10 protein-coding genes and 1 riboswitch are annotated in these 12,430 nt (G+C 40.7%); all 10 genes read right to left on the reverse strand.

Going from position 1 to position 12,430, the window contains the following annotated elements:
* Positions 1 to 30 precede the first annotated feature (30 nt).
* The 10 genes from REC12_RS15960 to REC12_RS16005 all read right to left on the reverse strand — a co-directional run bounded on the left by REC12_RS15960 (position 31) and on the right by REC12_RS16005 (position 12,344).
* Complete coding sequence (locus tag REC12_RS15960; RefSeq protein ID WP_308896180.1) at positions 31 to 1,437, reverse strand: trimethylamine methyltransferase family protein; 1,407 nt, start codon at positions 1,435 to 1,437, stop codon at positions 31 to 33.
* A 419-nt stretch (positions 1,438 to 1,856) separates the two neighbouring features.
* Positions 1,857 to 2,423: a helix-turn-helix domain-containing protein gene (locus tag REC12_RS15965; protein WP_308896181.1), complete on the reverse strand. Its 567-nt coding sequence runs from the start codon at positions 2,421 to 2,423 to the stop codon at positions 1,857 to 1,859.
* A 29-nt stretch (positions 2,424 to 2,452) separates the two neighbouring features.
* Entirely contained in the window at positions 2,453 to 3,865 is a 1,413-nt protein-coding gene (locus tag REC12_RS15970; RefSeq protein ID WP_308896183.1) for a trimethylamine methyltransferase family protein, read from the reverse strand.
* Positions 3,866 to 4,367: 502 nt separating this feature from the next.
* On the reverse strand, positions 4,368 to 4,898 hold the full coding sequence (locus tag REC12_RS15975) for a helix-turn-helix domain-containing protein (RefSeq protein WP_308896184.1): 531 nt from the start codon (positions 4,896 to 4,898) through the stop codon (positions 4,368 to 4,370).
* 639 nt (positions 4,899 to 5,537) lie between these two features.
* Positions 5,538 to 5,730, reverse strand: a riboswitch (cobalamin riboswitch).
* A gap of 197 nt (positions 5,731 to 5,927) precedes the next feature.
* Positions 5,928 to 6,590, reverse strand: coding sequence for a cobalamin B12-binding domain-containing protein (locus tag REC12_RS15980; protein ID WP_308896187.1), 663 nt, complete (start codon positions 6,588 to 6,590; stop codon positions 5,928 to 5,930).
* Positions 6,591 to 6,603: 13 nt separating this feature from the next.
* Positions 6,604 to 7,878, reverse strand: coding sequence for a PocR ligand-binding domain-containing protein (locus REC12_RS15985; protein ID WP_308896189.1), 1,275 nt, complete (start codon positions 7,876 to 7,878; stop codon positions 6,604 to 6,606).
* 194 nt (positions 7,879 to 8,072) lie between these two features.
* The gene (locus tag REC12_RS15990; protein WP_308896191.1) at positions 8,073 to 9,341 is read right to left on the reverse strand and encodes an MFS transporter; all 1,269 of its coding nucleotides are present in this window, start codon (positions 9,339 to 9,341) and stop codon (positions 8,073 to 8,075) included.
* Between the two features lie 21 nt (positions 9,342 to 9,362).
* The gene (locus REC12_RS15995; RefSeq protein WP_308896194.1) at positions 9,363 to 10,793 is read right to left on the reverse strand and encodes a trimethylamine methyltransferase family protein; all 1,431 of its coding nucleotides are present in this window, start codon (positions 10,791 to 10,793) and stop codon (positions 9,363 to 9,365) included.
* A 21-nt stretch (positions 10,794 to 10,814) separates the two neighbouring features.
* On the reverse strand, positions 10,815 to 11,609 hold the full coding sequence (locus REC12_RS16000) for a methyltetrahydrofolate cobalamin methyltransferase (protein WP_308896196.1): 795 nt from the start codon (positions 11,607 to 11,609) through the stop codon (positions 10,815 to 10,817).
* A gap of 102 nt (positions 11,610 to 11,711) precedes the next feature.
* Positions 11,712 to 12,344 carry a cobalamin B12-binding domain-containing protein gene (locus tag REC12_RS16005; protein WP_308896198.1) on the reverse strand — a complete coding sequence of 211 codons (633 nt, stop codon included), beginning with the start codon at positions 12,342 to 12,344 and terminating at the stop codon, positions 11,712 to 11,714.
* Positions 12,345 to 12,430: the final 86 nt, after the last annotated feature.

The following is a 12,430-nucleotide window of genomic DNA, read 5'->3' on the forward strand; positions in this document are numbered from 1 at the left end:
ACTTAATTGATACAACCTAATGACTTTTACCTACTTCAAAATCGCTGTTTCAATCTCTTTTGAGGCCAAGTATGCCTTGAGCCGGGTAAGGACTTTGGGCGATAGCTCGGGCTGACAATATTGAGCTAACATCTCTTCCTTTTTGCTATTAATCTTATTAAGCAACTCTTGTTCAGGAGTGGCGCCTTCAGGCAGGGACCCTTTGAGACTGATAAAAGGTGTATAGGTTTCCTCCTTGCTAAGTCGCCTTGTCTGATCATCTAAAGAATATCCGGCTCCATGGCCAAAGGATTTTATCAGCTTAACCCCTAAGGACCCTTGAGCCGTATTCAGCCCTTGAAGAAGCCGCTTTACCATGCCTAAAATTTCCAGATCAACTATAAATTTTTCATAGGACATCGCCCCATGACTATCTAAAGTCCCCGCACTGTGAATAATCAAATTAGTCTGCTCCTGGCAGGCAACCAAAATATCCAGCATACTTTCGTAGCCGCTTTGTACCGATAAGCTTTTAGCATCGTTTTCTGTCCCCCCGCCCCGATAGGGTATGCCATATTCTTTCGCCAGACGGGCTCCGTAGGCGACACATATCGCCCTTTCAGGCGAACCATCTGCAATCCCGCCAGTCCTCATATCGGCCGCAGTGGACTGCATGCCGTACATAACCGGAGTTCCTTCCCTTATCATCTGAGCTACAGTAATACCGGCCAGGATTTCCGCATTGGATAAGGCAAGGGTTCCCGCGATGGTTATCGGTCCGGTAGTTCCTGCCATTACTGCCGGCGTAATAATTACCGGCTGACCGTATTCAGCAAAGAGCAGCAGTGTGTCTAAAGTATCTTTATCAAACTGCAAGGGACTTGTACTATTTAAGATCGCCAAAATCCTCGGTGCAGTCATTAGACTTTCTCTTCCGAAAACAATATCCAACATGTCCAGAACAATATTGACCTCTTCCGCCCCGCCGGCCCCTCCCATCAGGCATTTATCGGAATAAGCCAAGGTGGCGAACAACATAGACGGATAACCGTGACGCGAGCCGATATCGGCCGGTTGGACAAGAATTCCTCCATTAATATTAAAAAAAGGGCATTGTTGAATCAGCTTTAGAAAATTTAAGTAATCATCAAACTTAGCCTTTCTTCTCATACCCTTTTGATCAATAATAATAGGAGCCCCGTAGCCCGCAGCAAATTCTGTTGTTTCACCCCCAAGCAGAATATTGTATTGAGGATTTCTGGCATAAACAGAAAAAACCGCAGGTGCTTTCTTTATCCATTCCTCTACTTGGCTGGGAGAAAAAAAAGCTGTTTCTCCGTTCACCTTAACACCCTTTTTTTTAAGCATGCTCAGAATTTGTGGATGGAAAAACCTTACCCCGGTGGTTTCTAATATTTGAAGTGATGCCTCATGAATTTTTGCTAATTCTTGATTCAAAGACAGCAACCTCCTTGAAATTATTATTGCTTTAAATCAGTTTAAGTTTATCTGCCGATATTTTAGTAACCCCTTAAAAAGAAATGTTTTTCTGGCATTAATCTAAACGTTAACAAACAACTTTTAAGATAATGTTAAAAAAACTATCCAATACTTAGAAATAATTTATCGCTGAGCAGTATAGACTTAGGCTAAGCTGTTTCTTATTTCACACATATATAATATTATTTACAATAGGAAAAATTGGAGGTAAAAAAATTAAATATTTAGATAATTAAATATTTTGCTTAAATGTCCATAAACTTCAGGCAAACTGCTTGCTTATTATCTCCCCCATTAAATAACCGGGTACACATTAACTTTAAAGGGGCCAACTGGTGGAAGTAGCGTTTTAGTAAAAACAACGTCAATATTGCTTACTAATTAAAAACAAAAAAGCAGACGCACTCACCATTACCAATATTTTTCAAACTGTGTGGGACATAAGAATCAATATAAAGAGCATCCCCCTCTTCCAAAATATAAGGTTCTTTTTCAAGAGTAACCTTCAGCCTGCCTTTAATGACAATCCCCAGTTCCTCTTCCGAATGACCTCTGGAAATATCCTCCGCACCAGGCCGTAAGGTTAGCCAAAGACCCTTAATTTTTCTAAAACCTTGGGTTCCAAACTCATGTCTTAAGCCATCATCTGCCTTGGGAAACATTGACATACGTTCATTTTTCCTGATCACCGGCCGTCTGTCTGTTGAGGCTTGTACCAACTCGACTAAATCAACTTGAAGCGCTCTGCAAATTCCCAACAATGCGCTGAATGCCGGACTTGTCAATCCACGCTCGACCTTGCTGATAAATCCGATAGATAGTCCCGATCTGTCAGCTAAGTCCTGCAGAGTCATACTGCGTTGTTTTCTTACCGTTTTTATCCTTTCTCCTAAAAGCTCGTCGCTCATAACCATGTCTTCCGGTCCATTTTTGATAATGTTCATGAATAGTTCTTTCCCTTTTTATCCTAAAATTAACAATTAATTAGTTCCGGATCGACCCCAATATCCATTAAGTACTGTCGAAGTTTTAATTTGGTCTCCCCTGGAAATCGCGGCGGAGAATAACTTTCCAGCATCTTCTGCATCTTCTTGTGTATATTTTCTTTCAGGCATTCATTGGGATCTTTATTGATCATAGGCCCTCTTAAACTAATGTCAGGACTCCAAAGTTCTTTGCGGCAAAGTTCCATGGTGGTTGGATGGGTAATGAACTCTCCCCCAGGGCCTACTTCTTTAATTACATCCAAGGCCAGATCGTTAAGTTCTGTTTTTACTCCTTGAAGAAAGCGGTTTATCATCCCGATTATTTCCAAATCAACAAGATACTTCTCAAAGGACATTGCCTCACGGCTTTCCAGCTCCCCTGCACTGTGCAGCATAACATTGATTTTTTCTTGAACTCCAACCAGCATAACCAGCATACTCTCGTACCCGGCTTGAACCGAGACTGACTTAGCGTTGCTTAACATCACCCCTCCACTGCAAGGAAGGCCGTAAGACTTGGCTAAGCGGCTGCAATAAGCGGTAAAAAGGGCTGATTCAGGCGGTCCAAAAGCATAATTTGCCGTTCTCATATCTGAAGCCGGACTTGCCGACCCATAAATTACCGGAGTTCCTGCACGAATCATTTGACAAACTGTAAGGCCGGCTAAGCTTTCGGCATTTGACAATGCTATCCGGTCTGCCAAGGTAATCGGACCTGTATTGGCGGCGCTTGCGGCAGGAGCGATAATCATGGGTTGACCAAACTTCGCATAGATAAGTAAGGTATCCAGCATGGTCTCATCAAATTGAAGCGGAGATAAAGGTCTGATTGTTGTGACAATTCTCGGCTTAGTGATTAAATCTTCCTTTCCTCCAAAAACGATTTGGAGTATGTTCATGATCATTTCAGCTTCTTTAGCGCTTCCTAAGCCACCGAACATACATTTATCAGAATGGCTCAAAGCAATAAGCAGCATCATTGGGTATATGGGAGTAGGCTGTAAGTCTGTTGGTGTAACCATCATTCCGCCATTAATATTAAAAAAAGGAGTCTGGTGGACAAGTTTTACTAAGGTAGTATAGTCCTCTAATAGCGCTTTGCGCCTGGTGCCCTCAAAATCGGCTATCCAGGGAAACCCGGAATTACCTGGAGTATATTCAACCTTCTCCCCCCCGATTTCCATGTCATACTTAGGATTCCGGGCATAAATTTTAATATTCGCAGGCGCCTTATTTATCCAGTTCATAACCTGGTCTGGTTTAAAATAAGCTGTTTCGCCTACGACTTTTATCCCTTTACTTTGAAGCAGATCTAATACCTCTGCGTGATAAAATTTCACTCCTATCTTCTCCAATAGTTCCATGGAGGCTTGATGAATTTCCTTTAAATCGTCCTTCACTTAAATACACCTCCTTTATTCCTTAGTACCTTTTTTAATTTAGAGATAAAATAAACAACTACTTATAAACGGACATTTTTCCTTTGAGTTGACTCGACGCAGGCGATTATAAATTGCTCAAGAAGATAAAAATTCGAGAGTCTTTTTATACATATATAATATTCTTTATAATTAGAAAAATCAACCGAAAAGTAAATTATTTTTTCATTATTCTGTCACCAATTCTTAAGCCCTAGCCTGCCGGCTAGGACTTAAGAATTGGTAAAAAAACAAGAACGCTGCCTAGCGCAGAAAGAAAACTTGTCTGGCACCCTAAGAGACTGTCTTCACACGAATTAACCCTCTTGCAGCCTCTGGTGCAGGCGGCCACCTAGTTGCTTATGCTTAGAAAGGTATAACGCAAGTTTATAACTTTCCGGTGGTACAAAAAAGCGCCTAAACTTTTTGTTTAAACGCTTTTTAGAACCGGATTTATACAGTTCTTATTATTTTTAAATTATAACTAATTGATGGCAAAAAAGCACAAGCATTCACAATCACCAATATTTTTTAAACTGTGTGGGACATAAGAATCTATATAGAGACTGTCTCCCTCTTCTAAAATATGAGCTTCTTTTCCGATGGTAACCTTCAGACTACCTTTAATGACAATCCCCAGTTCCTCTTCCGAATGACCTCTGGAAATATCTACTGCGCCAGGCTGTATAGTTATCCAAAGCCCCTTAATTTTTCTAAAACCTTGGGTTCCAAACTCATGTTTTATCTCATCATCCGTCTTGGAAAACATCGGTATGCGTTCGCTTTTCCTGATCACCGATCGTCTGTCCGTTGAGGCTTGTACCAACTCAACTAAGTCAACTTGAAACGCTCTGCAAATTTCTAACAGTGCGCTGAATGCCGGACTTGTTAATCCGCGTTCGACTTTGCTAATAAATCCAATAGATAGCCCCGATCTGTCAGCTAAGTCTTGCAGAGTCATATTGCGTTGTTTTCTTATTGCTTTTATTCTTTCTCCTAAAATTTTGTCTGTCATAACAATACCTTCTCCTGTCTAATATTATTATGTCAAATCATGTTGTTTTTGTTTATTTCTGCAATCACAAGCGTACGCAAGTTGTAATTAGGGGCTCATGAAAAGTCCGATTGTGACTTAAATACATTTTATAAATTATCTGGTAGCTGACTATCCCTTTTGCAGGCTAAAACAATTCCTGATTACTCTTGACAGCTAACGAAACCTAGCTTGCTAGTATATTTATTGGCTAAACTATACGGTATCATTTTCAAATTATATACTGGAATCCTCCGGAAGGGCAAGCCTGAAATTAGTTTCGGCCCCATCTTTAACACCGCTATACTGCCCTGTCGTTCCCAGAGCCGGGCCTGAAAAGCCATGAGCTTAGGTCATAGCTTCTTAGTCTAAAGTTTCTTCCTGTGAAATACCTGATTTGGCTGCACTCCTTTCCTGAATAAATTTTTTTCACTGCTTTAACCTCAAAATGAGCAATGCTTCCGTTCGGTCAGTCATTGTCATTGCAGTTTGGTCTTATCACTTTATCCTCTCTCCGCAAACTAAAAAATCCTTCCCACCGGAAGGACGCAACGCTGTAATCAGTATCCAGCCACAAGGCCAAGATACCGACCACTCTCTCCTAAACATCCCGTAGGTTTTAATAAGTGCTTAGCATGAGCAGGTTTCCTGGCTCAAGATCATCATCAACTCACGTCTTCCCGGATATTTCCAGTGACAATTTGTGAATTGACTCCCTTTTACAGTGGCGGGCACCGCGTCAGCTTCCACTGACTTCCCTTTTCATTTCTTACCCTTGGATTGGATAAGAATCACTCATGACCGCATGATTAAGTTATATGTCCTAAGATTACCACGAAAAACGGATGATTGTCCAGATAATTCTAAAAAAGATGAGGAAGATGACGATATGGCTGCGATAACCGGCTTGCCACAGTGGAAGAACCAGGCCTAAATGGGTGGGAAAAATCCACCTATACGCCCTGGTTTTTATTTTACCGTGCGCATTCCTTTTATATAAAAATTACCGGCTTAATTATACCGGCTCACTTTACCCCAAAGTTTATTTGAATTATCATCCAAAAACTTTTTCAAACTAAAAACATCTTTAAAATAATAATCCGCATTAATCTTTTTGGCATAAATATCAGTAATCGGTGCTCCGCCAATCATAACCTTGACCTTATCACGCAACCCCTGTGCTACTAATTCTTCTATAACTTCTTTCATAACGTCCATCGTTGTGGTCAAGAGAGCGGACATCATTAATATATCAGGTTTTTGTTTACGCACAGCCTGTATAAACTTTTCAATAGTAACATCTACTCCGAGGTCAATAACTTGAGTTCCATCAGCTTCAATCACAACCCTGATTAAACTTTTACCAATATCGTGAAGATCTCCCGCAACTGTCCCAATCAAAATCTTGGGGCTATTTTTTTTAATTATATTTTTCATATGGGGCTTGACTATTAAAATGCCGGCATTCAAGGCCCGGGTGGTTAAAAGGACTTCGGGAACCAAAACGGATCTTTCCTGAAACTTATCTGCGACTTTATTTATGCCATTAATCAGCCCTTTTTCCAAGATGCTTTTAGCGGGATAGCCTAAGCTTAAGGCGTATCTGGTCAGTTCAATGGTTTTATCCGCATCTCCTTCAAAAACGGCCTTACTTATATCAGCATAATTAAACACCCGCTTATCCCTCCTAAAACAAGCTGTTTCTATAGACCATCGGGGAAACGCCAATGTATTTTTTAAATACCTTCGCAAGATAACTTTGATTTTTAAAGCCCACAGAGCGGGAAACCTGTTCCACGCTTAGCTCATGTTTTTTCATTAATTCCACGGCCTTTTCCACCCTAACCCTGGTAAGATAGTCATTTACGGTGCAATTTAATTCCTTTCTGAACAAATGGCTGAGATGAGATGGGCTTATACAAAGGTGGCCAGCAATATCATCTATCTTAATAGACCGTGAGTAGTTTTCCATCATGAAATACCTGGCTTCTTTAACTAAACTAAGGTGTTTTTTATCTGCTAAAGCAAAAATTTCCTCCAAAAGCTTTTCTACTATTGTATGGATCTTGAAAAGAAATTCTTCAACTTTGTCAAGAGCAATCACACCCTCGTTAAATTCATTTAACATTGCCATAGCCCGTTCAGCATTAGCGCCACCTTCTACCGCAGCTCTGGATACTAAGGTTGCCAGTTCAATCAAGCGCAGCTTGATTGTTTTTTTATCCCCAGCCACTTTATCATAAAGGTCTATAAGCAGTTTTCGCAAAGTTTTCTCTGCTCTGGTCCTGTCGCCAAGACGGATATAGCTTAAGAAGTTTCTTTCTTTTTTTAAATAACCTTCGTAATCATCAGTTTCTGAAGAAGGCAGCTTTTTCTTTTTTTCCAGTTCTTGTCTGAATTGCTGTAGTTGCTCTTGAAAAGCTTCTTTTTCCTCTAGAATATGAATGTTTCTTTTTAAGAAGTGGTTAACCACTACAAATAACATATCCGCCGCTGCCTGTGTCCGTTTAGGTGAGACAATCTCTAATTTTTGCACTAATTTTTTTAATTCTTCGAAATCAACATTTCCTTCATTAAAAGGCTTTAATTCCTCCCAATAAAATTCATCCGGTTCCCACATCAAAACTTGTCCACAGATTATACTCCCCAAAGATTCTTCGTTAATTAGTATCGGCACAGCCCATAAGACCAAACCAGCATGGCAGCGGAAAAAATACGGCTCCTGCCATTTAGCGGCCTCTAAACTGGCCCTTTTATAAGATTCCTGACATTTTACCGTTCCTTTAGATTGACTACGGACAAATTTACAAAATTCGCATCTCTCCGCATTGCCAGGAAGAAAAAAAGTTTTTCCTTCCATATTAACAGCTTCTGTATAAAGTCCGGTAGCCTGGCTAAAACTGCCTAACATTTTATGCATGTATTTTTGGTTAAGAAATTTCGCTTCAATAATACTGCTCATTCATATCACCTATATAACTATATCCTACATTGATTATATCTTAAAATCTATTTCTAACAATTATAATAAATCCCTTATATCCGGCCTTGGGTCCAGCACTGGAGGAAGCTGTGACCAGTTCCGTTAAAAACCTTAAGTTCTCGGGTGATTAATGATTATAATCACCTGAGAACTTAAACTTTCAAGAACTCACTTTACTTGGCAACCGCTCTTAAGGGATCATTTTTAGCTACATTTTTGCTTTTAATCATTCCTAACAAAATAACGGCAAACACTAAACCGATTGCTCCAATAACAGTCAAATACGTGAATATGATTTTATACCCTGCGATTCCGGCATGAGAATCCATCCAACGTCCAAAAAGGGGATAAATAAAGGCATCCGGTAAAAATCCAATCAAAGATGCCAAACCAACAGCGGCTCCGGTGAAGGAAGAAGGTATCTTAACCTCATCCACGGTGGCATAATAAATACCACGCATCACATAAACAATTAATCCCAAAACGATCATATTAATAATCACTAATACTAAAAGATTGGGTTTTCCTGGAATTAACAAAAACAAGCCTAAACTAATAAGCATGACGATAAAACCACAAACAATAATTTTAGTTGCCGAACCAACCTTATCGACAATAATTCCTCCAACCGGAGCTCCCAAGGTTTGCAGCGCATAGGTGCGTACTAAGCCCAGCAAAGCTGCCAGCGATACCGAGGCGCCAAAAATATCCGTTACGTAGGGTGTCAGATAGCTCTGGCCTGCAAACATGGTATAGGTACAAAAAATAATGACCCCAATTATCCAAACCACCGGCATTTTGATGGCCCGAATTACACCCGCCCAGAGTGATTCACTTGTTTCAGAAAGACGTAAATCTTCAAACAAAAGCCAAGTCAAAATTCCGGCAGCCACACACATTAGGGCATAAAGATTGATAACCCAACTCAGTCCCAAAACCCCTTCCCCCAGTTTGGCGAACACAAACAAGATGGCCATCCCCACGAAAGTAGAGGCTAATCCCCTGCCGCCTTCAAGAAATCCGAATAACCTGCCCTGTTCGGAACTATCGCCTAAATCTCGGGTTGCTTTAATAAGAGCCGGCCAATAGGTGAGTATGGCCGTAACGCCCCAGTAACCATACAATAAAATAGTCAATTGATAAGAAGGATATGTCGCTAAATAAAATCCTCCCAGCCCAGTCGCAACATAGGAAATGGCTAACAATTTTCTGGATGATACATGATCTGCCAACCAACCGCCGGGAAAGTAACAAAACATCGCAACCAGACCATAAGTGCTGGTCAAAAAACCCAGTTGCTCATTTGTTAATTTCAAGGCAGCTTGAAGTGGTTTATAATAGGTCATCTGTAAAAGAGGCAATTGATAAATCATACCTGCCCCAATACACAGAATTGCCAGCCGGACCCACTTTTTCAATGATTTCTCCCCTAAGCTAGCCATGTTCTTCCTCCTTAAAACAGTTTAGAGCATGCTATTAATGAGCTCAATTTTAAAGCCTTTTCCAACTAAATAGTCAACAAGCTGTTTCTGGACATCTTCCGGCAATTCAGGTTTGACATAACTATCTAACATAGCTTTCTTCTTATTTTCGATGTTTTCAATTATTTTCTTATTAGGGTCATCCTCTATAGCTTCTCTAAGGCTAATACTGGGAATGAAAGGTTCTTTTCGGCAATTCAGCATAGTATGCATGGAAGTAAGAAACTCTCCGGCCGGTCCCACTTCTTTAATCACATCCACAGCCAGCGTATCCTTATTAACTGCTACACCGGAAAGGAAACGTTTCACCATTCCGATGATTTCCAAATCAACAATGAATTTCTCGTAGGAAAACGATACATAACCATCCATCACCCCGGCACTATGAATAATATAATTCATGTTTGCCTGATGAGTTGCCAGGAAGACCATCATGCCTTCATAAGCACTTTGTACGGATAAAGATTTAGCGTCGGTCAGCGTTCCGCCACCCCGGCAAGGAAGATTATAGGCCTTAGCCAAGCGGGCACAATAAACCGCACATAAAGCACTCTCAGGAGCTCCGATGGCTATACCTCCCGATTTCATGTCAGCCGTCGTCGATGCTGATCCATAAATCACCGGGGTTCCTTCTTTTAACATTTGAGCAGCCGCAATGCCCGCCAAAGTTTCCGCATTGGCCAAAGCAATAGTTCCGGCCAGAGTCACAGGGCCAGTGGTTCCTGCCATTGTTGCGGGAGTTAAAATGACCGGCTGCCCATATTTAAGATAAACCAACATTGTTTCAAGCATCGTTTTATCATATTGAAGCGGACTGGTCGTACTGACGATGGTTGCGATTCTTGGTTTGGCTTTCAGCTTATCTTTACCGCCAAAAACAATCCCCAGCATATCCATTGTCTGTTCCGTCATTTCAGTTCCGCCTAAATAGCCCTGCAAAGTTTTATCAGAATAGTTTAGTGCTGTTAACATCATAATGGGGAAATAAGTTCCGCTGACCAGATCTTCCGGCTCGACAATAACACCGCCATTGGCCTTAAAGTAGTCACTTTGCTGGATAAGTTTCACAAAATTTATATAGTCCTCTTTCGTAACCTCTCGCTTCGTCCCATCAAGTTCCACTATTTTGGACATCCCATAACCACCAGGAACACAGTTAACTTCGTCACCACCTATCAGCATGTCATATTTCGGATTTCTGGCATATATTTTGAATTCACTTGGGGCTTTGGCAAGCCAATCCATGACCTGACGCTCGCTAAAAAATGCTGTTTTTCCTTCGACCCTTACACCATTCTGTTTAAGAGCCTCTAAAACTTCAGGGTGATGAAATATTACCCCACACTGTTCTAAGATTTCCATAGAAGCTTCATGAATTTGTCTTAAATCGTCATCCATTTTCATACGTTCCATAAAAAAACCTCCCTATTATGTTTATTCATATAAACCTTTTCTGTAAGCGGTCAAATAATTCATACAATAGGAATCCTGACCAAGCAGCGCCTGGGATGCATAGATATTTCCCATCATTCCTTTATCGGTCGGGTTTAAGATATAACTATCCATACCAACCGTATTCGTTTGGGTTACAAACATACGATTCAGGTAGTTACGATTGGGAAGTCCATAGGATATATTGCTAAGTCCGCAAGTCATGTGAACGTTGGGATACATTTTTTTCACTGCCCTAATAGTTTCCAGAACTTCAAGCCCTGCTGAGGCGACAGCACTAATCGGCTTAACTAAGGGATCAAAATATATATCGTTTTCCGGCACTCCGGCCTCGGTTAATTTGGCATACAAGCTTTTAACGACTTTCATACGATCTTTCGCAGTATTAGGCATACCTGTATCGTCCATACACAAGGCCACGATTTTAGTTTTAAACTTAACCACCAAGGGTAAGATAGTGTTAAAGCGTTCTTTCTCGTCTGAAATAGAGTTGAGCATAGGCTGGCCAAATTTACACAAAGCTAATCCGGCTGCGATAGCTTGGGGATTAGGACTGTCTATACACAAAGGAGCTTCCACAGCCTCCTGAATAGTGTTCACCAACCATGCCATGGACTCTACTTCATTTGCCATGGTCCCACAGTTAACATCGACATAGTCGGCTCCTGCCGCTACTTGATCTTTAGCAATCTGCCTGATATACTCGGCATCTCTTTTTTCTAACGCCTCTTTAATTGCTTTGCGGCTGGAATTAATCAATTCACCGATAATAAGCACTGTTTTTCCTCCAAACTCAAAATTTTTATATATAATTTGACGAACTCCTGATGTCTGATACAAAATTCAGGGCCTTAGGGACATAATTTCAGCTTAATAATTTTAGCTTAACAAGTTTTCACACAACTCTTTGGCAGCCATAGCATCGTTGGCATAGCCATTGGCTCCAATCTCCTTGGCAAAACTCTGAGAAACGGGTGCCCCACCCACAAGAATCTTAAGACCATCACGTAAACCCACTTCTTGCAAAGCATTAATTGTTTCTTTCATGGCCGGCATAGTGGTTGTTAATAAAGCAGATAAACCAACAATTTGTGGCTTATGCTCTTTTACCGCTTCCACAAACTTCTCAGCGGGAACATCCACACCCAAGTCAATGACCTTAAAACCACCGCTTTGCAGAATCATGACTACCAGATTCTTACCAATATCATGCAAATCTCCTTTTACAGTTCCCATTAAAACAGTGCCCTTGGACGGGACATCGGAATCCGCAATCAAGGGTTTAACTAATTCTAAACCAGTATGCATAGATTTAGCCGCCATCATAACTTCAGGGACAAACATCTCTCCTGCTTTGAATTTTGGCGCTACGATGTTCATCCCCTCAATAAGTCCTTTGTTGATAATTTCTAAAGGGTCAACACCATTATCGATTAATTGTTTGGTAAGGTTCGCCACGGTACTAAAATCGCCTCTAAATACCGAATCTGCTAATTTACTAAAATCATTCATCAATAAATACCTCCTTGTATTTGTTAGTAATAATCCTTGCTTAACCAATGAATCATTGCTTAGGTACACAATAACATGAAGCAATA

It is taken from the genome of Candidatus Desulfosporosinus nitrosoreducens, assembly GCF_030954495.1.
Classification (GTDB): Bacteria; Bacillota; Desulfitobacteriia; order Desulfitobacteriales; family Desulfitobacteriaceae; genus Desulfosporosinus; species Desulfosporosinus nitrosoreducens.